This window comes from Tessaracoccus lacteus, from assembly GCF_029917005.1.
GTDB classification, from domain to species: Bacteria; Actinomycetota; Actinomycetes; order Propionibacteriales; family Propionibacteriaceae; genus Arachnia; species Arachnia lactea.
This window is the reverse complement of record NZ_CP123967.1, coordinates 1,942,599-1,965,786: the sequence shown is the minus strand read 5'-3', so window position 1 is coordinate 1,965,786 and position 23,188 is coordinate 1,942,599. Positions and strand designations below refer to the sequence as shown.

General features: G+C 69.6%; 26 protein-coding genes. All 26 read left to right on the top strand.

Annotated features, from left to right (window positions below):
• Positions 1-111: 111 nt before the first annotated feature.
• The 26 genes from rpmB to QH948_RS09010 all read left to right on the top strand — a co-directional run bounded on the left by rpmB (position 112) and on the right by QH948_RS09010 (position 23,166).
• Positions 112-297 carry a 50S ribosomal protein L28 gene (gene rpmB / locus QH948_RS09135; RefSeq protein WP_219083751.1) on the top strand — a complete coding sequence of 62 codons (186 nt, stop codon included), beginning with the start codon at positions 112-114 and terminating at the stop codon, positions 295-297.
• Between the two features lie 130 nt (positions 298-427).
• Positions 428-2,653, top strand: a complete 2,226-nt coding sequence (locus QH948_RS09130) for an ATP-dependent DNA helicase RecG (protein ID WP_281144120.1) — start codon at positions 428-430, stop codon at positions 2,651-2,653.
• Complete coding sequence (gene rsmD / locus QH948_RS09125; RefSeq protein WP_281144119.1) at positions 2,650-3,225, top strand: 16S rRNA (guanine(966)-N(2))-methyltransferase RsmD; 576 nt, start codon at positions 2,650-2,652, stop codon at positions 3,223-3,225. Before QH948_RS09130 ends, rsmD begins: the two co-directional genes overlap by 4 nt.
• A gap of 33 nt (positions 3,226-3,258) precedes the next feature.
• Complete coding sequence (gene coaD, locus QH948_RS09120) at positions 3,259-3,735, top strand: pantetheine-phosphate adenylyltransferase (protein ID WP_281144118.1); 477 nt, start codon at positions 3,259-3,261, stop codon at positions 3,733-3,735.
• 94 nt (positions 3,736-3,829) lie between these two features.
• Positions 3,830-4,378: a YceD family protein gene (locus tag QH948_RS09115; protein ID WP_438874086.1), complete on the top strand. Its 549-nt coding sequence runs from the start codon at positions 3,830-3,832 to the stop codon at positions 4,376-4,378.
• A gap of 29 nt (positions 4,379-4,407) precedes the next feature.
• On the top strand, positions 4,408-4,599 hold the full coding sequence (gene rpmF, locus QH948_RS09110) for a 50S ribosomal protein L32 (protein WP_219083756.1): 192 nt from the start codon (positions 4,408-4,410) through the stop codon (positions 4,597-4,599).
• Between the two features lie 23 nt (positions 4,600-4,622).
• Positions 4,623-5,303, top strand: a complete 681-nt coding sequence (gene rnc, locus QH948_RS09105; RefSeq protein ID WP_281144116.1) for a ribonuclease III — start codon at positions 4,623-4,625, stop codon at positions 5,301-5,303.
• Entirely contained in the window at positions 5,296-6,135 is an 840-nt protein-coding gene (gene mutM / locus QH948_RS09100) for a bifunctional DNA-formamidopyrimidine glycosylase/DNA-(apurinic or apyrimidinic site) lyase (RefSeq protein WP_281144115.1), read from the top strand. The genes rnc and mutM overlap by 8 nt, the downstream gene beginning before the upstream one ends.
• A complete protein-coding gene (locus tag QH948_RS09095; protein ID WP_281144114.1) occupies positions 6,132-6,656 on the top strand; it encodes a GtrA family protein in 525 nt (174 codons plus the stop codon). The genes mutM and QH948_RS09095 overlap by 4 nt, the downstream gene beginning before the upstream one ends.
• 34 nt (positions 6,657-6,690) lie before the next feature.
• Positions 6,691-10,221: a chromosome segregation protein SMC gene (gene smc / locus QH948_RS09090; protein ID WP_281144113.1), complete on the top strand. Its 3,531-nt coding sequence runs from the start codon at positions 6,691-6,693 to the stop codon at positions 10,219-10,221.
• A 113-nt stretch (positions 10,222-10,334) separates the two neighbouring features.
• On the top strand, positions 10,335-10,559 hold the full coding sequence (locus QH948_RS09085; protein ID WP_281144112.1) for a hypothetical protein: 225 nt from the start codon (positions 10,335-10,337) through the stop codon (positions 10,557-10,559).
• Positions 10,560-10,615: 56 nt separating this feature from the next.
• The gene (ftsY, locus tag QH948_RS09080; RefSeq protein WP_281146174.1) at positions 10,616-11,815 is read left to right on the top strand and encodes a signal recognition particle-docking protein FtsY; all 1,200 of its coding nucleotides are present in this window, start codon (positions 10,616-10,618) and stop codon (positions 11,813-11,815) included.
• 75 nt (positions 11,816-11,890) lie between these two features.
• Entirely contained in the window at positions 11,891-13,423 is a 1,533-nt protein-coding gene (gene ffh / locus QH948_RS09075; protein ID WP_281144111.1) for a signal recognition particle protein, read from the top strand.
• Positions 13,424-13,464: 41 nt separating this feature from the next.
• Positions 13,465-14,538, top strand: coding sequence for an amidohydrolase family protein (locus QH948_RS09070; RefSeq protein WP_281144110.1), 1,074 nt, complete (start codon positions 13,465-13,467; stop codon positions 14,536-14,538).
• Between the two features lie 29 nt (positions 14,539-14,567).
• Positions 14,568-14,912 (top strand): metallopeptidase family protein, encoded by a 345-nt coding sequence (locus QH948_RS09065; protein ID WP_281144109.1) that lies wholly within the window; start codon positions 14,568-14,570, stop codon positions 14,910-14,912.
• Between the two features lie 190 nt (positions 14,913-15,102).
• Positions 15,103-15,561, top strand: coding sequence for a 30S ribosomal protein S16 (gene rpsP / locus QH948_RS09060; RefSeq protein ID WP_281144108.1), 459 nt, complete (start codon positions 15,103-15,105; stop codon positions 15,559-15,561).
• A 2-nt stretch (positions 15,562-15,563) separates the two neighbouring features.
• Positions 15,564-15,812: an RNA-binding protein gene (locus QH948_RS09055; RefSeq protein ID WP_219083765.1), complete on the top strand. Its 249-nt coding sequence runs from the start codon at positions 15,564-15,566 to the stop codon at positions 15,810-15,812.
• Positions 15,813-15,903: 91 nt separating this feature from the next.
• Positions 15,904-16,425, top strand: a complete 522-nt coding sequence (rimM, locus tag QH948_RS09050; RefSeq protein WP_281144107.1) for a ribosome maturation factor RimM — start codon at positions 15,904-15,906, stop codon at positions 16,423-16,425.
• Positions 16,422-17,132, top strand: coding sequence for a tRNA (guanosine(37)-N1)-methyltransferase TrmD (trmD, locus tag QH948_RS09045; protein ID WP_281144106.1), 711 nt, complete (start codon positions 16,422-16,424; stop codon positions 17,130-17,132). The genes rimM and trmD overlap by 4 nt, the downstream gene beginning before the upstream one ends.
• A gap of 103 nt (positions 17,133-17,235) precedes the next feature.
• Positions 17,236-17,961, top strand: a complete 726-nt coding sequence (locus QH948_RS09040; RefSeq protein WP_281144105.1) for a succinate dehydrogenase cytochrome b subunit — start codon at positions 17,236-17,238, stop codon at positions 17,959-17,961.
• On the top strand, positions 17,961-19,973 hold the full coding sequence (locus QH948_RS09035; protein ID WP_281144104.1) for a fumarate reductase/succinate dehydrogenase flavoprotein subunit: 2,013 nt from the start codon (positions 17,961-17,963) through the stop codon (positions 19,971-19,973). Before QH948_RS09040 ends, QH948_RS09035 begins: the two co-directional genes overlap by 1 nt.
• A complete protein-coding gene (locus QH948_RS09030; protein ID WP_219083770.1) occupies positions 19,970-20,722 on the top strand; it encodes a succinate dehydrogenase/fumarate reductase iron-sulfur subunit in 753 nt (250 codons plus the stop codon). Before QH948_RS09035 ends, QH948_RS09030 begins: the two co-directional genes overlap by 4 nt.
• A 231-nt stretch (positions 20,723-20,953) precedes the next feature.
• A complete protein-coding gene (gene rplS / locus QH948_RS09025; RefSeq protein ID WP_219083771.1) occupies positions 20,954-21,301 on the top strand; it encodes a 50S ribosomal protein L19 in 348 nt (115 codons plus the stop codon).
• Between the two features lie 133 nt (positions 21,302-21,434).
• Positions 21,435-22,214 (top strand): signal peptidase I, encoded by a 780-nt coding sequence (gene lepB / locus QH948_RS09020; protein WP_281144103.1) that lies wholly within the window; start codon positions 21,435-21,437, stop codon positions 22,212-22,214.
• Positions 22,214-22,846 (top strand): ribonuclease HII, encoded by a 633-nt coding sequence (locus tag QH948_RS09015; RefSeq protein ID WP_281144102.1) that lies wholly within the window; start codon positions 22,214-22,216, stop codon positions 22,844-22,846. The genes lepB and QH948_RS09015 overlap by 1 nt, the downstream gene beginning before the upstream one ends.
• Positions 22,843-23,166, top strand: coding sequence for a DUF2469 domain-containing protein (locus QH948_RS09010; protein WP_219083773.1), 324 nt, complete (start codon positions 22,843-22,845; stop codon positions 23,164-23,166). Before QH948_RS09015 ends, QH948_RS09010 begins: the two co-directional genes overlap by 4 nt.
• Positions 23,167-23,188: the final 22 nt, after the last annotated feature.

Below are 23,188 nucleotides of genomic sequence, written 5' to 3'. Positions count from 1 at the left end.
GGTTTGGTCCAGACCGGCCGGGCGCGATAGAATCGTCAGGTTGCCTTCTCCGGAGGGCGCCGAATCCATTCCAGGCCGTGGCCTGGGCACGAGCAAATCAAGGAGAATCCAGTGGCTGCCAAGTGTGACGTTTGCGCCAAGGGACCCGGCTTCGGTCACAACGTGCCTTGGTCGAAGAAGAAGACCAACCGCCGCTGGAACCCGAACATTCAGCGCGTGCGCGCCGTCGTGAACGGTGCGCCACAGCGCCTCAACGTGTGCACCTCCTGCCTGAAGGCCGGCAAGGTCTCTCGCTGAGCACCAGGTTCTGAGGAACTGGCGGTCCGCTTCTGCGGGCCGCCAGTTCTGTGTCGTGTGCCCTTGTCAGGTGGCCGCGCCCCGGGGCCTTCGCTGTCCGTCCGTCGGCGGGGGTCGGTAAGGTCGTGGCATGGCGAACTGGCGCACCCCGATCTACCGCGAGCTGTCGCGCAGGCTCACCGACGTGCTGGGGGGCAGGACAGCGACCGCGTTCGCCAAGCTCGGCATCGTCACGGTCGACGACCTGGTCCGGCACGTCCCGCGTCGTTACGTCTCCGGCACCGGCATGAGCGACTTCGCCAGTCTCCGCCCAGGCGACGAGGCCGCCGTCATCGCGGAGGTCCGGCGGTCCGCGGTGGGCCCCGGCCGACTTGCGGCGTCCATCGGTGACGGATCCGGCCGGACCCTGTCGCTCACCTTCTTCGCCAAGAATGTCCACCACCTCAACCACTGGAAGCTGCTGCTCGAACCCGGCCGGCGCGGCATCTTCGTCGGGAAGGTCGGCGAGTTCAACGGCGAGCTCCAGCTGACCAACCCCGACTTCGTCATGCTCGACGGCGTCCGCACCGGGGGCGGGAAGCGCAGGGGCGAGACCGAGAAGCAGCGCCTCGGCCGTGAGTCACGGGAGGCGATGTCGCGGGCCGTCCAGCGCGCAACGATGATCGGCCTCTATCCCGCGACGAAGGCGCTGCCCACCTGGAGCATCGCCGAGTCCATCGAGCTCGTGCTGCCCATGCTCGAGGGCGACACGCTGCCAGGGTGGGTCGTGGACGCGGCCGGCGTGCTGCCGTTCGAGGAGGCGCTCACCGCCGTGCACGAGCCCACCTCGGAGGCGCAGGCCGCCGTCGGCGTCGACCGGCTCCGCTTCGACGAGGCCTTCGGCATCCAGCTCGCCATGGCAGCGCGCCGCCGGGAGCTCGCCAAGGACCCGGCGACACCCCGGCCGCGCCGCGCCGGCGGCCTGCTCGACGCCTTCGACGCGGCACTGCCCTTCGTGCTCACCGCCGGGCAGCAGGAGATCGGGGAGACCATCTTCGGCGAGCTGGCGCGGCCCGTGCCGATGAACCGGCTGCTGCAGGGAGAGGTGGGCTCCGGCAAGACCGTCGTGGCGCTGCGCGCCATGCTCGACGTCGTGGACAACGGAGGTCAGGCCGTCCTGCTGGCCCCGACGGAGGTGCTCGCCAAGCAGCACCACCGCTCCATCTCGGCGCTGATGGGGGACCTGGCCGAGGGCGGGCAGCTCGGCGCGCCCGAGGCTGCCACCGGCGTGGTCCTGCTCACTGGGTCCCGGTCGAGCGCCATCAAGCGAGAGACGCTCGCCTCGATCGCGAGCGGCGAGGCCGGGATCATCGTGGGAACGCATGCGCTGCTCAGCGACCCCGTCGAGTTCGACGACCTCGGCCTGGTGGTCGTCGACGAGCAGCACCGCTTCGGCGTGGAGCAGCGGGCCGCACTGGCGGCCAAGGCCAGGCAGCGCCCGCACACGCTGATCATGACGGCCACCCCCATCCCCAGGTCGATCGCCATGACAGTTTTCGGTGACCTCGAGGTCTCCGAGCTGCGCGAGCTGCCGCGCGGGCGCAAGCCGATCCAGACGGTCTTCGTCAACATGCTGACGCACCCCGCGTGGGTGTCGCGGGCCTGGGAACGGATCCGCGAGGAGGTCGCCGCAGGGCGGCAGGCATTCATCGTCTGCCCGGCCATCACCGGCACGCAGCTGGAGGGCGGCGGGAAGGCCGACGACCAGCGCGCCCTGGCCGCCGTCGAGGAACTCGCCCCGCAGCTGGCCTCCGGGCCGCTCCGCGGGCTGAGGATCGGCGTGGTGCACGGGAAGCAGGCAGTCGCGGAGCGGGACGAGACCATGGCTGCCTTCGTGGGGGGCGAGGTCGACGTGCTCGTGGCCACCACCGTGATCGAGGTCGGCGTCGACGTGCCGAACGCCTCCATGATGGTCGTGCTCGATGCCGACCGGTTCGGCCTGAGCCAGCTGCACCAGCTCCGCGGCCGCGTCGGCCGCGGAGAGCACCCGGGGCTCTGCCTGCTGCTGGCCCCCGTCGCCGACAACGAGCACGCGCTCGCCAGGCTGGAGGCCATGGCGAACACCACCGACGGCTTCGAGCTGGCCGACCTCGACCTGACGCTGCGCCGCGAGGGCAACGTGCTGGGGGAGGCGCAGAGCGGGGCAGGGACGTTGAAGCTGCTGCGGGCACTGGAGAACGCCGATGTCATCGGCGAGGCCAAGGTGCTCGCCGAACGCGTGATCTCCGACGAGCGGGCGGCCACCGACCCGCTGCTCACGGACCTGATGACCAAGGCGGAGCTGATGGCCGCCGGAGAGTGGATGGAGAAGTCGTGAGCCGCATCATCGCCGGCCGGGCGAAGGGCCGCCGCCTGGCCGCGCCCAAGGGGGCCAACACCCGTCCCACCACCGACCGCACCCGCGAGGCCCTGTTCTCGGCCCTCGCCAGCTGGTTCGACGCCGCCGACGCCACCGCCGAGGAGCAGCTCGCCGGCTACTCGATGCTCGACCTGTTCGCGGGCACCGGCGCCGTCGGTCTCGAGGCCGCCAGCCGCGGCGCGTCGCCCGTGGTGCTCGTCGAGGCCGACCGATCCACCGCGAAGCTCATCTCCGCCAACGCCGCGTCGGCCGGGCTGCAGGCCGACGTCCGGGCAGGGAAGGCCGAGACGTTCGCCGCCGCCCCCGGACGCTCCTTCGACCTGATCTTCATCGACCCTCCCTACGCGGTGCCCACCGAGCAGGTCGAGGCGCTGCTCGCCCAGCTGGTCGACGGCGCCGTGGCCCCCCGCGGGCTGGTGGTCGTCGAGCGGTCGGTGCGCGACCGCGAGCCCGCCTGGCCGCCGGCCTTCACCGAGACCTGGCGCCGCGACTACGGGGAGACCTGCCTGTTATTCGGCTCGGTCGACTAGTTTGTCGCACACACGGCCAACGCAAGGAGAGACGTGAAGGTACTGGTCCCGGGCTCTTTCGATCCCATCACCGTCGGACACCTCGACATCGTGAGGCGCGCGCACGCGCTGTTCGGAGAGGTCCTCGTGGCGATCGGCAACAACTCCACGAAGGACTACATGTTCACGTTCGAGGAGCGTGTCGAGTTGGTGAACGGCGCCACTTCGGACCTGCCCGGCATCACGGTCGAGGCGATGGACGGCCTGCTCGTCGACTTCTGTCGCGATCGGGGCATCCCCGCCGTGGTGAAGGGGCTGCGCTTCGGTGCCGACTTCGACTTCGAGCTGCAGATGGCCCACATGAACGCCGAGATGGGGGACATCGAGACCGTGCTGCTGCCCGCGGCGCGTGACCACGCGACCCTCAGCTCCACCATCATCCGGCAGGTCATCCGGCTGGGCGGCGACGTGTCGCGCTACGTGCCGCGAAACGTTGCCGAGGCCCTGGCGGTGAAGTTCCCGCGCTCCTGACCCGAGCCCCCGGATTTGGTCCCCGTCGGGCCCCGGGGTAAGGTAGGTCGTCGGTCATGACGATGTCATGGACGGTCAAGGAAGGGGAACAGCCGTGTCGCCCACGCATGCCCAACCGGATCGCCGCTCGCCCCTCGTTTTCGAGGTGCACGAGCTGGGACGCCGGGCTGGGGCCATGAAGAGGATCGACGCGACGGTTCCCGCTCCTGCCGAACTTGTCGTCGGAGTGATCGGAGTGCCGGAGGGTTCCGACATCGAGCTTGAACTCACGCTCCAGTCGGTCACCGAAGGTGTCCTGGTGACGGGGACAGCGACCGCGCAGCTGCGCGGCCAGTGCTCCCGCTGCCTGACGGGTATCGAAGGAACGGATTCCTTCGACATCCAGGAGCTCTATTTCTACCCCGGCAACGAGGTGGACGAGGAGGAGAGTCTCGTCGTCGACGAGACGATCGACCTCGAGGAGGTCCTGCGGGACACCGTGGTGCTCGAGTTGCCGTTCACCCCCCTGTGCGAGGATGATTGTCTGGGCCTGTGCCCGGACTGCGGCTTCAACCGCAACCTCGACCCCACGCACACGCATGGTGACCGCATCGACCCTCGGTGGTCGAAGCTCACCGGGCTGACCGGGGACACCCCCAACTGACTTTTTGTCTGTAGACCAAGGAGAAGATCGTGGCCGTTCCGAAGCGGAAGATGTCGCGCAGCAACACCCGTTCGCGTCGGGCCCAGTGGAAGACGACCGTGGTTCCCACCGTCGTGTGCGCCAACCCGGCGTGCCGTGAGCCCCACCTTCAGCACACCGCGTGCCCGAGCTGCGGCCAGTACGGTCCGCGTGGCGCGCGTCGTCAGGTCCTCGAGGCCTGAGTCGAGTCCCGCGAGTCACGCGGGTGAGTCGACTGCTTGACAGGCTGCAGGAGCTGGGCATCGAGGTCGATGCCCAGCTCTTTGAGCTGTCCTTCACGCACCGGAGCTACGCCTACGAGCACCCCGGACTCGCGTCCAACGAGCGACTGGAGTTCCTCGGCGACGCCGTGCTGGAGATCGTCGTCACCGAGCACATCTTCCGCACTTACCCAGAGCTCCCCGAGGGACACCTGGCCAAGCTCAGGGCAAGCGTCGTGAGCTCTGTCGCGCTCGCCGAGGTGGCCAGGTCGCTCGACCTGGGCGGCCACATCCTGCTCGGCAAGGGCGAGATCGCCACGCACGGCGACACGAAGACCTCGATCCTGGCCGACACGATGGAGGCCGTCATCGGCGCCATCCACATCTCGGCCGGCTCCGCGGCGGCGTCACGGTTCATCCACGCGACCTTCGACGACCTCATCGCCGCCTCCGAGGCGGCCGGCGACTACGCCGACTACAAGACGGTCCTGCAGGAGATGTGCGCCGCCCGCGGCTGGGACCTGCCCCGCTACGACGTCGTGGGCGAGGGCCCCGACCACGAACGCACCTTCACCGCGGTGGTAGTCGTCGACGCCCGCGAGATGGGCACCGGCACGGCCGGGAGCAAGAAGCGCGCCGAACAGATCGCTGCACGGATCGCCGTGAAGGATCTGGGCGTTGCCTGAACTGCCTGAGGTGGAGGTCGTCAGGCGGGGGCTGACAGCGCACGTGCAGGGGCGCACCCTCGAGCGCGTGACGGTCCTCCATCCGCGGCCCGTCCGCAGCCACCCCTTCGGCGCCGACGGCTTCGCCGCAGACCTGGGCGGCCGCACGGTCGACGCCGTCCACCGCCGCGGCAAGTACCTGTGGCTCTCCCTGGCCGACGACGCGCTGGTCATCCATCTCGGCATGAGCGGCCAGTTGCGCGTCAACGCGCCGTCGGACCCGCGGCAACGCAACACCCGCGTCACCTTCCTCCTCGACGACGGCTCCGAGCTCCGCTTCGTCGACCAGCGCATGTTCGGCGGCCTCGAGTGGCGCCCCGGCCTGGCCTCCTCCCCGGTCCCGCACATCGCCGCGGACCCCTTCGATCCCGGCTTCGACGCCGCGGCCGTGGCCGCGCGGATGCGCAGCCGGCGCACGACGGTCAAGCGCGCCCTGCTCGACCAGGGACTGGTCAGCGGCATCGGCAACATCTACGCCGACGAGACACTCTGGCGCACGGCCACGCACTTCGAGCTGCCGACCGGCGAGCTCGGGCCACGCCGCGCAGTGACGCTGCTGTCCACCGCCCGCGACGTCATGGCCGACGCGCTCGCCGAGGGCGGCACCTCCTTCGACTCCCTCTACGTCAACGTCAACGGCGAGTCCGGGTACTTCTCCCGGTCGCTGGAGGCGTACGGCCGGGAGGGGCAGCCATGCCGCCGCTGCGGGACGCCGATCGTGCGCCGCAGCTTCATGAACCGCAGCTCGTACCTCTGCCCGAGATGCCAGCGTGCTCCGAAGGGAACCAGATGACCGAGCTTTACCAGCGCTACCGCCACTCGATGCGGCAGTTCGTGAAGTTCGCCGTCGTCGGTGGAACCGGGGTGCTGGTCAACATGCTGGTGGCGGTCGTGATGAACCGCCTCAACGGCGGCTCCGCCAACGCGCAGAACATCGTCTGGGCCATCCCCGGCACCCCGTTCAACATCCGCTTCACGGCCCTTGTCTGGATCGGCGGGTTCCTGGTCGCCAACCTCTACAACTTCCAGCTCAACCGCTGGTGGACCTTCAGGTCCGCAGCCGCAGCGGGGTGGTGGAAGGAGTTCTGGCCCTTCCTCGCCGTCGGCAGCGCCGCCGCAGCCGTCGGTCTGGTGATCAAGATCGCGCTGACCAACCCGAGCAGCCCCGTCTACCTGCCCGAGCCGTGGTTCCACGAGGAGGCGGGCATCCACTCCCGCGAGTACTGGTCGCAGCTGATCGCCATCGTCATCACCATGCCCATCAACTTCGTCGTGAACAAGCTCTGGACCTTCCGCTCCGTGCGCCGCGCCTGACCCTCGAACCGGACGCCACTAGGCTGAACGCGCCATGTATCTGAAGAAGCTCACACTGCGCGGGTTCAAGTCGTTCGCCTCCGCGACGACTCTCGTCTTCGAGCCTGGGATCACGTGCGTCGTCGGCCCGAACGGGTCGGGCAAGTCCAACGTGGTCGACGCGCTGAGCTGGGTCATGGGCGAGCAGGGTGCCAAGAGCCTGCGCGGCGGCAAGATGGAGGACGTCATCTTCGCAGGGACCGCCAGACGGGCGCCGCTCGGCCGCGCCGAGGTGGAGCTGACCATCGACAACTCGGACGGGGCGCTGCCCATCGAGTACACCGAGGTCACCATCACCCGCACGATGTTCCGCAGCGGGGGATCCGAGTACGCCATCAACGGCGCCTCAGCCCGACTCCTCGACGTGCAGGAGCTGCTCAGCGACTCCGGCATCGGCCGCGAGATGCACGTGATCGTCGGCCAGGGCCAGCTCGACGCGATCCTGCAGGCGACCCCGGAGTCGCGCCGCGGGTTCATCGAGGAGGCCGCGGGCGTCCTCAAGCACCGCAAGCGCAAGGAGAAGGCGCTGCGGAAGCTGGAGGCGACCCGCCAGAACCTCGACCGCCTTCAGGACCTGGTCGCGGAACTCCAGCGCCAGCTGGGGCCGCTCGGGAGGCAGGCGCAGACGGCCCGTCGCGCTGCCGTCATCCAGGCCGAGCTCCGCGACGCGAAGGCGCGGCTACTGGCCGACGACCTCGCCGCCGCCCGCCGGGAGCTGGCCGCCGAACTCGCCGACGAGGCGGCCGCCGCCGAAGCCCGCGCCGCCGTCGAGAGCGCGGTGACCGCTGCGCAGGCCGATGAGGAGGCAGCCGAGCGGAGGCTGCGCGCCGCCGCCCAGGACTTCGACGCCGCCCAGGAGCAGTGGTACGCGCTGGCCGCGCTGCGTGAGCGGGTCGCGACGACGGTGTCGATCTCCGCCGAGCGCATGCGCGCCCGCGACAACCAGCCGACCCTCGACGTGGGTGGCCGCGACCCGGAGGCCCTCGAACGCGAGGCGGCGGAGTTCCGACGCCGCGAGGAGGAGCTCCGCGAGCGCGGTGCCGAGGCCGAGGAGGCGCTCGCCGCCGCCACGTCGGCCCGCAACGAGGCCGAACGCGTGCACGCGGTCGCCGAGCAGGCCTACGGCGCCGCACTGCGGGCCATCGCCGACCGGCGCGAGGGGCTCGCACGCCTGAACGGCAGGCTCGCCAGCGTCACCTCCCGCATCGGGGCCTCCGAGGAGGAGGTCGCCCGGCTCGTCGCCCGGCGCGAGGAGGCGCTCGCCCGCGCCGCCGCGGCGGCGGCTCATTATCACGCGGGGGAGGCGGAGCTCGCCGGGCTCGGCGCCTCCGAGACGGACCTGGACGCCGTCTTCGAGAGCTCCGCCGCCGCCGTGGACGCGGCCGAGGCCGAGGCGTCGTCGGTAGCGCAGCGCGCGGCCGACAACTCGCGGACCTGCGCCGCGCTCGGCGCGCGCGTCGACGCGCTGACCCTGATGGCCGAGCGCAGGGACGGCTCGGCGGACCTGCTCGGCTCCGGGCGGCCGGAGGTGGTCGGCCGGCTCAGCGACCTGCTGACGGTCGAGCCGGGCTGGGAGTCGGCCGTCGACGCCGCCCTGCGCGGGGCGACGGAGGCCGTCGTCGTCGCGGGGCTCGACGGGGCGCTCGCCGCCACCGCGCACCTCGCCGACGCCGATCCCGGGCCGCTCGTCATCGCCGATGCGCCGCTCACCCGGCCCGGCGCGGGCGCCAGGTCCGCCCGCACCCTCGTCGACGGCCCGGCCTCGCTCGACGGCGCCCTCGACGCGCTGCTCGGCGCCTGCGTCGCCGTGGAGACCCTTGCGGAGGCCGCGGACGTCGTCGCCGGCGACCCGATGCTCAGCGCCGTCACCCGAGCGGGCGAGTGGGTGTCCGCCTGGCTCGTCACGGGCGGCGCCTCCTCGGCGCCCTCCCTCCTGGAAGTGCAGGCGCAGCTGGCCGACGCGCGGCACGAACTCGCCGAGGCCGTCGCCGAGGGCGAGCGGCTGCGATTCGCCGCAGAGCAGGCCCGGGACAGCGTCGCCGAGGCTCGGGCGGAGCACGACGCGGCCCTGGCCGCGCTCAACGAGTCCGACGCGCGGCTGGCGGCCATCACGGACCGGCTGGGCGCGGCCAGGCAGGCGCAGGCCGCCGCCATCCGCGAGGCGGAGCGGCTGGCCGAGGCCATCGAGGCCGCCGTCGCCACCCGGGCCGCCGACGAGGCCCAGCGCGACGAGTTGGCCGCGCGGCTCGCAGCGGCCGGGGCCGAGGACGAGGCCGTCGAACCCGACCCCGCAGACCGAGACGCGAAGGCCGCCCAGGCCCGGGCCGCCCGGCAGGCCGAGATGGACGCTCGGCTGGCCGTCCGGTCGCTGGAGGAACAGCTCAAGGCCGTCGCGGGCCGAGCCGACGGCCTGCTCCGAGCGGCGCAGCACGAGCGCCAGTCGCGGGCAAAGGCCCAGGCCAGGGCCGAACAGCTGCGCCGCGAGGCCGAGGTCGCCGCCGTCGTCAACGCCGCAGCCGCCCAGCTGGCCGAGCACGTCGACGCCGCCCGACACCGGGCCACCGCCGAGCGGGACGCCGCGGACACCGCCCGCCGCGAGGCCGAGGCGGGCACCACGGCCGCGCGGCACCGCGCGAAGGCAGCCGCCGCCCGACTCGAGGAGATCGTCCGCGGCGCGCACCGCGACGAGATGGTCCGCATCGAACTGCGCATGCGCGTCGAGCAACTCTCCGAGAAGGCGTTGGGCGACCTCGGCCTCGAGCCCGACGAGCTCGTCGCCCAGTACGGCCCTACCGAGCCCGTCCCCGTCCTGACGAGGCCCGATGGCTCGGCGTTGACCGACGACGACGAGGTCCCGGCCCCCGTGCCCTATGACCGGGCGGCCCAGAGCACCCGCCTGCGTTCCGCAGAACGCAGCCTCGCGGCCCTCGGCCGGGTCAACCCGCTCGCGCTGGAGGAGTTCGACGCGATGACGGCCCGCCACCGCTTCCTCGCGGAACAGCTCGACGATCTGAAGCAGACCCGCAGCGACCTGCTCGGCATCGTCGAGGAGGTGGACCGTCGGGTGCAGGAGGTGTTCGAGGCCGCCTACCGCGACGTCGAAGCCAGCTTCGTCGACGTCTTCTCGCGGCTCTTTCCCGGCGGCGAGGGAAAGCTGGTGCTCACCGAGCCGGGGGACTGGCTCAACACCGGCGTCGACGTCGAGGCCCGGCCCGCCGGCAAGCAGGTCAAGCGGCTCTCCCTGCTGTCGGGGGGCGAGCGCTCGCTGGTGGCCGTGGCTTTCCTCGTCGCGCTGTTCATCGCCCGGCCCAGCCCGTTCTACATCCTCGACGAGGTGGAGGCGGCCCTCGACGACGCCAACCTCGGCCGCCTGCTCGGCATCTACGAGGAGCTCCGCGCGAACTCCCAGCTGCTGATCATCACGCATCAGAAGCGCACCATGGAGATCGCGGACTCCCTCTACGGCGTCACCATGCGAGGAGACGGCATCTCCACCGTCGTCAGCCAGCGGTTGCACTCCGAGTGACGAAATGTGCGACGACGGTCTCGAAAGCGGAGCGCCGCGCGCAGTGACCACGGCCGATCGGCACCCGGCTGGCACACTGGAGGTGCTTCCGCTCCTCCTGAAAGGCGACGGTCATGCCGTTTCCCTACGTCCTCGCGATTTTCGCTGCCGTGCTGCTGGCCGGAGCCGTCGTGGCCGTCGTGGCCATTGCCTCCGGCAAGCTCCAGACCAACCGCCCCCGGCTGCAGCAGTTTGCCGAGCGCACCGAGGAGGTCCTCGAGGGTCAGGGCGATATGCCGCGGTTCCTCGAGCGCCTCGACGACATCGGCGACCAGAACTCCCGACCCCGCGTGGGCTGAGAATCGGGGCCCAGCTCCACAGACACTAGGATGGCGGCGTGTGGATCTTCTGGGTAATGCTCGCCGTCATCGGAGTCGCGCTGATCGTGGGCGGCATCGTCGTCTACCGCGAGCAGCGCAGGCAGGAACTCGAGGGCTCATCCCGCGGTGAGCTGACGCCGACCACGGAGGACGAGCCTGTGGTCGTGGCTCCCACCGTCGAGACGCCCGCCGTCCCGGCGCCCACGCCCGTCGCGCCCGCGGAGCCGGTAACCCCGACCTCCCCCGACGTGGTCGTCGAGCCCGAGGTCGATGCCGAGCCTGAGACTCCCGCCCTCGAGACCCCGGAGGCGCCCGTCAGCCGCTGGGCGCGCCTGCGTCGTCGGCTGGCCGGCAGCAACAACGCGCTGGCCAGGGCCCTGTCCGAGCTGCTGAGCGTCGACCGCCTCGACGCGGACGTGTGGGACGACTTCGAGTCCACGCTCATCACCTCCGACCTGGGCGTCGGACCCGCCACCGAGCTCACCGAGGCGCTCCGCTCGCAGCTGGCGATCGACGGCATCGCCGACCCGGAGCGCGCCCGCGAGATCCTGCGCGCCGAACTGATCAAGCTCGTCGACCCCACGCTCGACCGTTCCCTCAACCTGACCCCGGCGGTCGAGGGCGACCCCGCCGTCGTGATGGTCGTCGGCGTCAACGGCACCGGCAAGACCACCACGGTCGGCAAGCTTGCCCGCGTGCTCGTCGCGGAGGGGAAGACCGTCGTGCTCGGCGCTGCCGACACCTTCCGCGCAGCCGCCGCTGAGCAGCTCGCCACCTGGGGCGATCGCGTCGGCGTCGAGACCGTCCGCAGCGACGTCGACGGGGCCGACCCCGCCTCCGTCGCCTTCGACGCGGTCGCGAAGGGCGCCGCCGACGGCACCGATGTCGTCCTGGTCGACACCGCCGGCCGCCTGCACACCAAGACGGGCCTGATGGACGAGCTCGGCAAAGTCAAGCGCGTCATCGAGAAGAAGGCACCCGTCACCGAGGTGCTGCTCGTCCTCGACGCGACCACCGGCCAGAACGGCATGACGCAGGCCCGCATCTTCGCCGAGGTGGTCGACGTCACCGGCATCGTGCTGACCAAGCTCGACGGCTCCGCCAAGGGCGGCATCGTCGTGCAGGTGCAGCGCGAGCTCGGCGTCCCCGTCAAGCTCGTCGGGCTCGGCGAGGGCGTCGACGACCTCGCGCCCTTCGACGCCGAGGGATTCGTCGCAGGCATCCTCGGCGAGTGAGGTCGGCGGAGCCTTCCGCCGCCCCCTCAACTATCCTTTCCGCGTAGCACCTCCCATCCACGAAGGACTCCCCACGTGTTCGACACTCTGCAGGACCGGCTCTCGACGGTGTTCAAGGGGCTCCGCTCCAAGGGGCGGCTGACCGAGGCCGACCTCGACGCCACGATGCGCGAGATCCGCATCGCGCTCCTCGAGGCAGACGTCAACCTCGGCGTGGTCAAGGAGTTCGTCGCGGCGGTCAAGGAACGCTCGCTCGGCGCTGAGCTCTCCAAGGCGCTCAACCCGTCGCAGCAGATCATCAAGATCGTCAACGAGGAGCTCGTCTCCATCCTTGGCGGCGAGGCCCGCACCATCCGCTTCGCGAAGCGGCCCCCGACGGTCATCATGCTCGCCGGCCTGCAGGGCGCGGGTAAGACGACGCTGGCCGGCAAGCTCGCCAAGTGGTTGGCCGGCTCGCAGCACTCCCCGCTGCTGGTGGCCGCCGACCTGCAGCGGCCCAACGCCGTCAACCAGCTGCAGATCGTCGGCCAGCGCGCCGGCGTGCAGGTCTTCGCGCCCGAGCCCGGCAACGGCGTAGGCGACCCCGTCGACGTGGCCCGCCGAGCCATCGAGCACGCCCGCACCAAGCTGCACGACGTCGTGATCGTCGACACCGCAGGTCGGCTGGGCGTCGACGCCGAGCTGATGCAGCAGGCCGCCGACATCAAGGCCGCCGTCAACCCCGACGAGACCCTATTCGTCGTCGACGCCATGATCGGCCAGGACGCCGTCAACACCGCCAAGGCCTTCGACGAGGGCGTCGGCATCGACGGCGTCGTGCTGACCAAGCTCGACGGCGACGCCCGCGGCGGCGCGGCCCTGTCGATCGCCCGCGTGCTCGGCAAGCCGATCATGTTCGCGAGCAACGGCGAGGCGCTGGCCGACTTCGATATGTTCCACCCCGACCGGATGGCCTCGCGCATCCTCGGGATGGGCGACGTCCTCACCCTGATCGAGCAGGCGGAGAAGACCTTCGACGCTGAGCAGTCGCGCGCCGCTGCCGAGAAGCTGATGGGCCGGGGCAAGTTCGGCCTGCAGGACTTCCTCTCGCAGATGCAGCAGCTGCGCAAGATGGGCCCGATGAGCAAGATCCTCGGCATGCTGCCGGGCGCCGGGCAGTTCAAGGACGCCATCAACGAGATCGACGAGAAGGAGATCGACCGCGTCGAGGCGATCATCTACTCGATGACGCCCAAGGAGCGCGACGACGTATCGATCCTCAACGGCTCGCGCCGCGCCCGCATCGCCAAGGGCGCCGGCGTGCAGGTCTCGGACGTCAACAAGCTCGTCACGCGCTTCGTCGAGGCCCGCAAGATGATGGAGTCCATGGCCGGCGGTGGCATGCCCATGCCGGGCATGCCCGGCATGGGCAGGGCCCGTGGCGCGAGCGCCACGAAGAAGGCCCCCGGCAAGGCCCGCAAGGGCAAGAAGGCCCGTCCCGTCAAGGGCCGCCAGCTGCCTCAGCAGCGCCCGCAGGCGGCGGCCCCCGAGGCGCCGCAGAGCATGGACGACTTCCAGCTGCCACCGGATCTGGCGAAGATGTTCGAGCAGAACAAGCCCAAGTTCTAGCCGGAGACGGCGCGCCGCTGGGCGGCGCTAGGGTGGCACCCATGAGCAACGCGCTGCACATCGACGGAGTTGTCCTTCCCGACGGCGAACGACGCGATCTCTGGATCGCCGACGGCGTCATCTCCCCGGAGCCGGTCGCCGGCGCCGAGACCGTCGCGACGGGCTGCTGGGTCATGCCGGGCCTCGTCGACGCGCACTGCCACGTCGGCCTCGGACCCGACGGCGCCGTGACCGACGAGGTCGCGGCGCAGCAGGCGCAGGACGACCTGATGTCCGGCACCATGCTGATCCGCGACGCGGGATCCGCCTCCGACACCCGGTGGCTGCAGGGCCGCGCGGAACAGCCGCGCCTCATCCGAGCAGGCCGCCACATCGCAAGGCCGAAGCGCTACATCCGCAACCTGGCCGCGGAGGTGGAGCCCGCCGAACTGGTCGCCGAGGTCCGCAGCCAGGCGCGCGCCGGCGACGGCTGGGTCAAGCTCGTCGGCGACTGGATCGACCGTTCGGTCGGCGACCTGACACCCCTGTGGCCCGCAGACGTCGCCGAACAGGCCATCGCCGCCGCGCATGAAGAGGGCGCGCGCGTCACGGCGCACTGCTTCGCCGAGCAGTCCGTCGCTGAACTCGTCGCCGCGGGAATCGACTGCATCGAGCACGGCACCGGCATGTCGGACGAGGTCATCGCGCAGATGGCCGGGCGCGGCACCGCGCTGGTGCCCACCATGATCAACCTGGACCGCTTCCCCAACTACGCCGCTCCCGCCGAGGAGCGGTTCCCGACGTATTTCGCGCACATGCACCACCTCTACGACCGCCGCCACGAGACGATCGGCAAGGCCGTCGACGCGGGCATCACCGTCTTCTCCGGCACGGACGCGGGCACCGTCGTGCGGCACGGCAGGGTCCGCGACGAGATCGACGAGCTCGCGAAGATCGCCGGCAACGAGTACGCGCTGGGCGCGGCCAGCTGGAACGCGCGCCCCTGGCTCGGCGCCGACATCCTCACCGACGGTGCGAGCGCGGACCTCCTCGTGCTGGACGCCGACCCCCGCGAGGACCTCACCACGCTGCGCCGGCCCGTCGCGCTGATCCTGCGCGGCAGGCGCGTCGCCTGACCACGCGGACGCCTGGGTACCCTTGCCGGATGGACATCACCGCCGACGCCTTCGAGGCCCTCGTCGAGGAGGCGCTGGGCCAGCTGCCCGAGCGACTCACCGACGGCCTCGACAACCTCATCTTCGTCATCGAGGACGAGCCGGAGGACGGCTCGGACACGCTCGGCTGGTACGAGGGCACCGCGCTGACCGAACGTGACCAGTACGGGTTCGGGCAGCTGCCCGACAGAGTCGTGCTGTTCCGCGGGCCGCTCACCCGCATGTGTTCCGACGAGGACCACCTCTACGACGAGATCTGGGTCACCCTGCTCCACGAGCTCGGGCACTACCACGGCATCGAGGAGCATGCGTTGCACGACCTGGGCTGGGGCTGAGGTGCTGACCACGGCGTTTGGGGGAGCGGGGCGGAATCTGGCACAATGTCGGATGCAGCTTTTTGTCCGCGCCCTCTCACGTGGACTCAAGGCCCCACAGGTTTGCGCGGAGTGTGCCCCACACGCGAAGCGCGTCCATCCGGCTCGCCTGCCCGGCAGGCACTTTGAGTAAACAGGAGAAACCACACTCGTGGCTACCAAGATTCGTCTGAAGCGTCTCGGCAAGATTCGCTCGCCCCACTACCGCATCATCGTCATCGACTCCCGCGCCAAGCGCGACGGTCAGGCCATCGAGGAGATCGGCCTGTACCACCCGAAGAACGATCCCAGCGTGATCCGCGTCGACTCCGAGCGCGCCCAGTACTGGCTGTCCGTCGGCGCCCAGCCGACCGAGGCCGTCGTCGCCATCCTCAAGCGGACCGGCGACTGGCAGAAGTTCTCCGGCGACACCACGCCGTCGGGCGTTGACCCGCAGCCCGAGCGTCGCGACCGCGAGGCCGAGTTCGCCAAGGCCCTGGCCGAGGACGCCGGCGCCACCGCCCCGGCCATCTCCAAGGCCAAGAAGAAGGCCGACGAGGACGCCGCCAAGAAGGCCACCGAGGCCGTTGCCGAGGACGCCTCCGCTGAGGCTCCCGCCGAGGGCGAGTGACCATGCTTGCCGACGCCCTTGAGCACCTCGTCGCGGGGATCGTGTCGAACCCCGACGACGTGAACGTCAAGGACAAGGACCTGCGTCGCGGCCGGCTGCTCGAGGTGCGCGTGCACCCCGACGATGTCGGCAAGGTGATCGGCCGCCAGGGCCGCACCGCCCAGGCGCTGCGCACGGTCATCGGCGCGCTGGCCGGCAAGGAGAGCGTCCGCGTGGACTTCGTCGACGTGGACCGTCCCCGCCGCCGCTGAGCACACCATACGTCGACGCCGACCGGAGGGGCTTTCGAGCCTGATCCGGTCGGCGTCGCCGCATTCCCCCCGACTTTCCAGGAGCAAGCACGTGTCAGAGCAGGTTGAGGTGACGGTGGGCCGGTTCGGGCGCGCCGTAGGCATCCGCGGTGAGATCGCCGTCGAGCTGCGCACCGACGAGCCCGCGCGCCGGTTCCGGCCGGGCGTCTCGCTGCGCCTCGGCGACACGGGTCGCAGCGTCGAGATCGATCAGGTGCGCTGGAACCGCGGTCGGCTGGCGGTCACGCTGGTGGGCTACCCCGACCGCACCGCCGTCGAGGCGCTGACCGGTCTCCTGCTCCACGCCCTGGTGCCGTCGGACGAACGCCCGAGCGAGCCGGAGGAGTACTTCGACCGGCAACTCGTCGGGCTGAAGGTCCTCGACCACCGCGGTGCCCAGGTGGGCACGGTCACCGAGGTGCTGCACATGCCGGCTCAGGAGGTGCTCCAGGTCGACGTCACAGGCGAGGAGCGGCTCGTGCCGTTCGTCAGCGCGCTGGTCCCCGTCGTCGACCTCGCCTCGGGACACGTGCAGCTGGCCGACGTCCCCGGCCTGCTGGAGGACGTCGAATGAGGATCGACGTCGTCAGCATCTTCCCCGACTACTTCGCCCCGCTGCACCTGAGCCTCGTCGGCAAGGCCATCTCCTCGGGGATAGTCGAGCTGGGGGTCCACGACCTGCGAGGCTGGACGCACGACCGGCACAACACCACCGACGACACCCCCTACGGCGGTGGAGCCGGCATGGTCATGAAGCCCGAGCCGTGGGGCGAGGCGCTCGACGCCCTCGAGGAGCTCGACCTCGCGCCCATGACGATCGTGGTGCCCACGCCGGCCGGCCGCCCCTTCACACAGGAGCTCGCCTACGAACTGGCCGCGAAGCAGCGGCTCGTGTTCGCGTGCGGCCGCTACGAGGGCATCGACCAGCGCGTCATCGACCACTGCGTCGAGCACTACGAGGTCTTCGAGGTGTCCCTGGGCGACTACGTCCTCAACGGGGGAGAGGTGGCCTCGCTGGCTGTCATCGAGGCCGTCGTGCGCCTCCTACCCGGCGTGATCGGGAACCCGGAGTCGCTGGCGGAGGAGTCGCACTCGGCCGGGAATGAGTCCCTGCTCGAGTACCCGAACTACACCAAGCCGCCGGTGTGGAGGGGGCGCGAGGTGCCCCAGGTGCTGCTGAGCGGCAACCATGGCCTCGTCGCGAAGTGGCGCCGGGAGCAGGCCGTGGAGCGCACGCGCAGGCGTCGCCCGGATCTGCTGACGCCGGACGGGCGTGCCTGATTTACGAAACTACATTCACGCCTAAATTGAGCATTTAGGCGACGGGAAAGTTAAAGTCCCCCTCTTAGGGACAGCGCGTAACACGTTGGCTAGAGTGAGGCGCGTGGCAACAACTCTCACTATTCATCAACGAGCGTTGAGAAGCACGGTCGTCAAGAAGGTCATCATGGCGGTGTCCGGCTTGATCATGATCGTGTTCCTCCTCGTGCACATGTACGGCAACCTGAAGATGTTCGTCAGCCCCGAGGCTTACGATCACTACGCGCACTGGCTCAAGGGCCTCGCGGAGAACGGCATCGACCATGAGGGCGGCATCATGTACCCGCTCATGCCTGCCGGTCAGTTCATCATCGTCTTCCGCGCAGTGATGCTCGTCGCGGTCGGTGCGCACGTCTGGGCCGCGGCGACGCTGTCGCGCCAGACCATCGCGAACCGTGGTGACAAGTACGTCAACTACAAGCGTCAGGCCTCGACCTACTCCGTGCGCACCATGCGCTGGGGCGGCGTCATCGTGCTGGCCTTCATCATCTTCCACCTGCTCCAGTTCACGATCATCCCGGCGCAGTTCGGCGAGACCGACCCGGCCAAGCCGAGCGTCATGGTCCACTACGCGTTCGAGCAGTGGTGGATGGTGCTGATCTACGCGATCTGCATGGTGCTGATCTGCATGCACGTGCGGCACGGGTTCTTCAGCGCGTTCAACACGCTCGGTGGCAACACCAGCCCGAACGCGCGCAAGGTCCTCAACGTCCTCGGCATCATCGTCGCTGTCGCCCTGTTCGTCGGCTTCATGAGCATGCCCATCGCAATTCTGATCGGAGTGATCTGATGACCGACGCCATCACCACCGCACCGCTGACCGGCCAGTTCTGGACCGAGGGCGAGGACATCTGTGACACCAAGGCGCCGCAGGTTGCCATCGACAAGGTGTGGCAGACCCGCCAGTTCCAGGCCCGCCTGGTCAACCCGGCCAACCGCCGCAAGCTGAGCGTCATCATCGTCGGCACCGGCCTTGCCGGTGGCGCCGCCGCCGCGACCCTGGGTGAGGCCGGCTACAACGTCCTCAACTTCTGCTACCAGGACAGCCCGCGACGCGCCCACTCGATCGCCGCCCAGGGCGGCATCAACGCTGCGAAGAACTACCGCAACGACAACGACTCGACGCACCGTCTGTTCTACGACACGGTCAAGGGCGGCGACTACCGCGCCCGCGAGACGAACGTCTACCGCCTCGCCGAGGTCTCCGCGAACATCATCGACCAGTGCGTCGCGCAGGGCGTCCCGTTCGCCCGCGAGTACGGCGGCCTGCTGGATACCCGTTCGTTCGGTGGCGTCCAGGTGCAGCGCACCTTCTACGCGCGTGGCCAGACGGGTCAGCAGCTGCTGATCGGCTGCTACCAGCAGCTCGAGCGTCAGGTCGCCGCCGGCACCGTCAAGATGTACACCCGCCACGAGATGGTCGAGCTGATCGTCGTCGACGGCAAGGCCCGCGGCATCGTGACCCGCAACATGATCAACGGCAAGGTCGAGACCTACACCGCTGACGCCGTCGTGCTCGCCACGGGTGGCTACGGCAACGTGTTCTTCCTGTCCACCAACGCGATGGGCTGCAACGTCACCGCCAACTGGCGCGCCCACCGCAAGGGAGCCTACTTCGGGAACCCCTGCTACACGCAGATCCACCCGACCTGCATCCCGGTGCACGGCGAGACCCAGTCGAAGCTGACCCTGATGTCGGAGTCGCTGCGTAACGACGGCCGCATCTGGGTGCCCAAGAAGGCCGAGGACTGCGCCAAGGATCCGCGCGAGATTGCCGAGGAGGATCGCGACTACTACCTGGAGCGCATCTACCCGGCATTCGGCAACCTGGTTCCCCGCGACATCGCGTCGCGTCAGGCGAAGAACATGTGCGACGAGGGCCGCGGTGTCGGCCCCGCCGTGAAGGAGGTCACCGAGGGTGGCGAGGAGCGCATGATGCGCCGTGGCGTCTACCTCGATTTCTCCGACGCCATCAACCGCCTCGGTCAGAAGGCTGTCGAGAATAAGTACGGCAACCTCTTCGACATGTACCAGCAGATCACCGGTGAGAACCCCTACGAGGTGCCGATGCGCATCTACCCGGCGGTGCACTACACCATGGGCGGCCTCTGGGTCGACTACGACCTGCAGTCCACCATCCCCGGCCTGTACGTGACCGGTGAGGCGAACTTCTCCGACCACGGTGCGAACCGCCTCGGCGCCTCCGCGCTGATGCAGGGTCTCGCCGACGGCTACTTCGTTCTGCCGAACACCATCAACGACTACCTCGCTGATGCCCCGTTCGACAAGCTTGCCGACGACCACCCGGCCGTCGTCGAGGCCCGCGATGCCGCCCAGGCCCGTATCGACGCGCTGCTCGCCGTGCAGGGCACCCGCTCGGTCGACTCCTTCCACAAGGAACTCGGCCACATCATGTGGGAGTACTGCGGCATGAACCGGACCGAGGAGGGCCTCAAGAAGGCCATCGGTCTCATCCGCGAGCTGAAGGAGGAGTTCTGGAAGAACGTCCGCGTCACGGGCGTCAACGAGGACTTCAACCAGGCCCTGGAGCGCGCCGGCCGTCTCGTCGACTTCTTCGAGCTCGGTGAGCTCATGTGCGTCGACGCGCTGCACCGCCGCGAGTCCTGCGGCGGTCACTTCCGCGCCGAGTCGCAGACCGAGGACGGCGAGGCCCTCCGCCACGACGACGAGTTCTGCTACGTCGCCGCGTGGGAGTGGGCAGGCGACAACGCCAAGCCCGTGCTGCACCGCGAGCCGCTCGTCTACAAGGCAATCGAACTGAAGCAACGGAGTTACAAGTGAAGCTCAAGCTACGTATCTGGCGTCAGGCCGGCGCCAACGCCGCCGGCAAGATGGTCGAGTACGACCTGGATGGCGTGTCCGAGGACATGTCGTTCCTGGAGATGCTTGACCTTCTCAACGAGCAGCTCACGAACGCGAACCAGGAGCCGGTGGCCTTCGACCACGACTGCCGCGAGGGCATCTGCGGCATGTGTGGCGTCGTCATCAACGGCGTCGCGCACGGCGGTTCCGCCACCACCACCTGCCAGCTGCACATGCGCTCGTTCGCCGATGGCGCGACCATCGACATCGAGCCGTGGCACGCGGGCGCGTTCCCGGTGATCAAGGACCTCGTCGTGGACCGCACTGCCCTGGATCACATCATCCAGGCCGGCGGCTTCATCTCGAGCAACACCGGTTCGGCCCCCGACGCTCACGCCACCCCGGCGCCGAAGCGGGAGTCGGACGTCGCGTTCGACAACGCGACGTGCATCGGCTGTGGTGCGTGTGTCGCCGCCTGCCCGAACAGCTCCGCCATGCTGTTCACGTCGGCGAAGATCACGCACCTCGCGATGCTGCCCCAGGGCCAGCCCGAGCGCTACCGTCGCGTCAAGGCCATGGTCGCGCAGCACGACGAGGAGGGCTTCGGCAACTGCACCAACATCGGTGAGTGCGCCGCGGTCTGCCCCAAGGGCATCCCGCTCGAGTCCATCGCCCACCTCAACCGCGACCTCATCAAGTCGCTGTTCAAGGGCGACGGCAAGCAGTAGTCATCAGAGACTGAGCCACATCGCAGGGGCGGCACTTCGGTGCCGCCCCTGACGTGTCCCCTGAGGATTTTCCCCTCTGGTGCCCCTCTGCCATAATGGAGAGTCGTTGCTCCCTGCCAGGGGGTGACAGCGGCGCGCCCGGGCTCCTGCCATGGGGGGTCCGTCCCGGACGAGTCGCATCGAAACTAATGGCCGCGGTGACCTATGGCACTGACGGAAAAGGTGAGAACCATGACCAATCCCCTGATCCAGGAGATCAACAAGGCCGCGCTCCGCGACGACGTCCCGGAGTTCCGCGCCGGCGACTCCGTCAAGGTGCACGTGCGTGTTGTCGAGGGCACTCGGTCGCGTGTGCAGGTGTTCGCGGGCGTCGTCATCGCGCGCAACGCTGCCGGCGTGCAGGAGGCCTTCACGGTCCGCAAGGTGTCCTTCGGTGTCGGAGTCGAGCGCACCTTCCCGGTGAACTCCCCGATCATCGAGAAGATCGAGGTCGAGCGTCGCGGTGACGTCCGTCGCGCCAAGCTCTACTACCTGCGTGGGCTGCGCGGCAAGGCCGCCAAGATCAAGGAGAAGCGCTGATCGTCCAGCGTCACCGACGCTGAACCTTCATCTTCCACGAGCCGCCGGGTCGAATCCGACCCGGCGGCTCGTGTCGTCGTGACTCCGGGTCGCGGCGGTATGCTCAGACCCGACACCCGAAGAAGGACGATCCGTGGAATCAGGCACAACCTCCGGCGAGACTGACGCGCCCGAGCCGAAGGCCCCGTCCGTCGGGCGTCGGCTGCTCGGCTGGCTGCTGGAGGGCGTGCTCGTTGTCGTCGGTGCCATCGTGATCGCGACGCTGATCCGCACGTTCGTGGGGCAGATGTTCGTGATCCCGTCCGGGTCGATGGAGAACACGCTGCAGGTCAACGACCGTGTTCTGGTCGCGAAGTTCGGCGGCTTCCAGCGCGGCGATGTCGTCGTGTTCGAGGACCCCGGCAACTGGCTGACTCCCGTGACCGAGGAGCCCAACGCGATCAAGCAGGCCCTCGAGTTCGTCGGCGTGCTGCCGAACTCCGGGACCGAGCACCTCATCAAGCGCGTCATCGGGATGCCGGGCGACCACGTCCGTACCACCGACGACGGCAGCATCGAGGTCAACGGTCAGGTCCTCGACGAGACCTCGTACCTGTACGCGCAGGACGGCGTGCAGGTGGCCCCGAGCACCGTGCCGTTCGACATCGTCGTGCCGTCCGACCACATCTTCGTGATGGGCGACCACCGCAACGCGTCCAACGACTCGCGCTGCCGCCTGGCGGACGTGTCCCAGAACCCCGGTGAGAGCGCCTTCGTGCCGATCGAGAACGTCGTCGGCGCTTCGGTGGCGATCGTCGCGCCGCTCGACCGCCTGGCGACCTTCCAGCTGCCCTCGACCTACGAGACGGTACCCGACGCGACCGAACCCGCCCCGGAGGATCCCGAGCTCATCCACGTGGAGTCCGGCTGCTGATGATCCGCCTCGGGCGTGGCGCCTACAGCTACGAGCGGGCGCTGGACCGCGCCGGCCTCGGCCCCGTCGCCGGAGCGGACGAGGCAGGCCGCGGCGCCTGCGCCGGGCCACTGGTCGCTGCCGCGGCCATCCTTGACCCGCGTCGGCCCATCGAGGGGCTCGACGACTCCAAGGCCATCACCGCCAGGGCGCGCGACCGGCTCTACGACGTCATCCGTCGGGAGGCCGTCGCCGTCGCCGTCGCCATCGTCGAGCCGGGGGAGTGCGACGAACTGGGCATGCACCAGGCCGACCTGCACGGCCTGCGACGCGCCGTCCTGCGCCTGGACGTGGCTCCGAGCTTCGTCATCACCGACGGCTTTGCCGTCGATGGCCTCGGCGTGCCCGCCGTGTCGATGTGGAAGGGTGACAAGGTCGCCGCCTGCGTCAGCGCCGCCTCGATCATCGCGAAGGTCACCCGGGACCGCATCATGGTCGACTACGACGCCCTGTACCCGGAGTACGGCTTCGCGGTGCACAAGGGCTACTGCACGGCTGTGCACCAACGCGCCCTCGACGAGCACGGGCCATCCGCTATCCACCGGTGGTGCTTCGACAACGTCGTGCGGAGCGCTAGAGTGGTCCAATCATGAGCGCCGAAGACCTGGAGCAGTACGAGAGCAAGCTGGAGCTTGACCTGTACCGCGAGTACAAGGATGTCGTCGGCATCTTCACCTACGCGGTGGAGACCGAACGCCGGTTCTACCTGTGCAACGCCGTCGACCTGAAGGTCCGGACCGAGGGCGGTGACGTGTACTACGAGGTGTCCATGGGGGACGCCTGGGTGTGGGACATGTACCGACCGGCGCGCTTCGTGAAGTCCGCCAAGGTCCTGACGTTCCGAGACGTCTCCATCGAGGAGATCGTCCACTCGGACCTGCAGGTGCCCGACCAGGACTCCCCGGCCTCCTGACCCTGGATCTGTCCACAGCCGC

Excerpts from the sequence above, each read along its gene's own strand:
- QH948_RS09130 (WP_281144120.1), top strand. The coding sequence starts at position 428 with ATGGCGAACTGGCGCACCCCGATCTACCGCGAGCTGTCGCGCAGGCTC.
- QH948_RS09095 (WP_281144114.1), top strand. The coding sequence starts at position 6,132 with ATGACCGAGCTTTACCAGCGCTACCGCCACTCGATGCGGCAGTTCGTG.
- smc (WP_281144113.1), top strand. The coding sequence starts at position 6,691 with ATGTATCTGAAGAAGCTCACACTGCGCGGGTTCAAGTCGTTCGCCTCC.
- QH948_RS09085 (WP_281144112.1), top strand. The coding sequence starts at position 10,335 with ATGCCGTTTCCCTACGTCCTCGCGATTTTCGCTGCCGTGCTGCTGGCC.
- ftsY (WP_281146174.1), top strand. The coding sequence starts at position 10,616 with ATGCTCGCCGTCATCGGAGTCGCGCTGATCGTGGGCGGCATCGTCGTC.
- QH948_RS09070 (WP_281144110.1), top strand. The coding sequence starts at position 13,465 with ATGAGCAACGCGCTGCACATCGACGGAGTTGTCCTTCCCGACGGCGAA.
- QH948_RS09065 (WP_281144109.1), top strand. The coding sequence starts at position 14,568 with ATGGACATCACCGCCGACGCCTTCGAGGCCCTCGTCGAGGAGGCGCTG.
- QH948_RS09055 (WP_219083765.1), top strand. The coding sequence starts at position 15,564 with ATGCTTGCCGACGCCCTTGAGCACCTCGTCGCGGGGATCGTGTCGAAC.
- trmD (WP_281144106.1), top strand. The coding sequence starts at position 16,422 with ATGAGGATCGACGTCGTCAGCATCTTCCCCGACTACTTCGCCCCGCTG.
- QH948_RS09035 (WP_281144104.1), top strand. The coding sequence starts at position 17,961 with ATGACCGACGCCATCACCACCGCACCGCTGACCGGCCAGTTCTGGACC.
- rplS (WP_219083771.1), top strand. The coding sequence starts at position 20,954 with ATGACCAATCCCCTGATCCAGGAGATCAACAAGGCCGCGCTCCGCGAC.
- QH948_RS09015 (WP_281144102.1), top strand. The coding sequence starts at position 22,214 with ATGATCCGCCTCGGGCGTGGCGCCTACAGCTACGAGCGGGCGCTGGAC.
- QH948_RS09010 (WP_219083773.1), top strand. The coding sequence starts at position 22,843 with ATGAGCGCCGAAGACCTGGAGCAGTACGAGAGCAAGCTGGAGCTTGAC.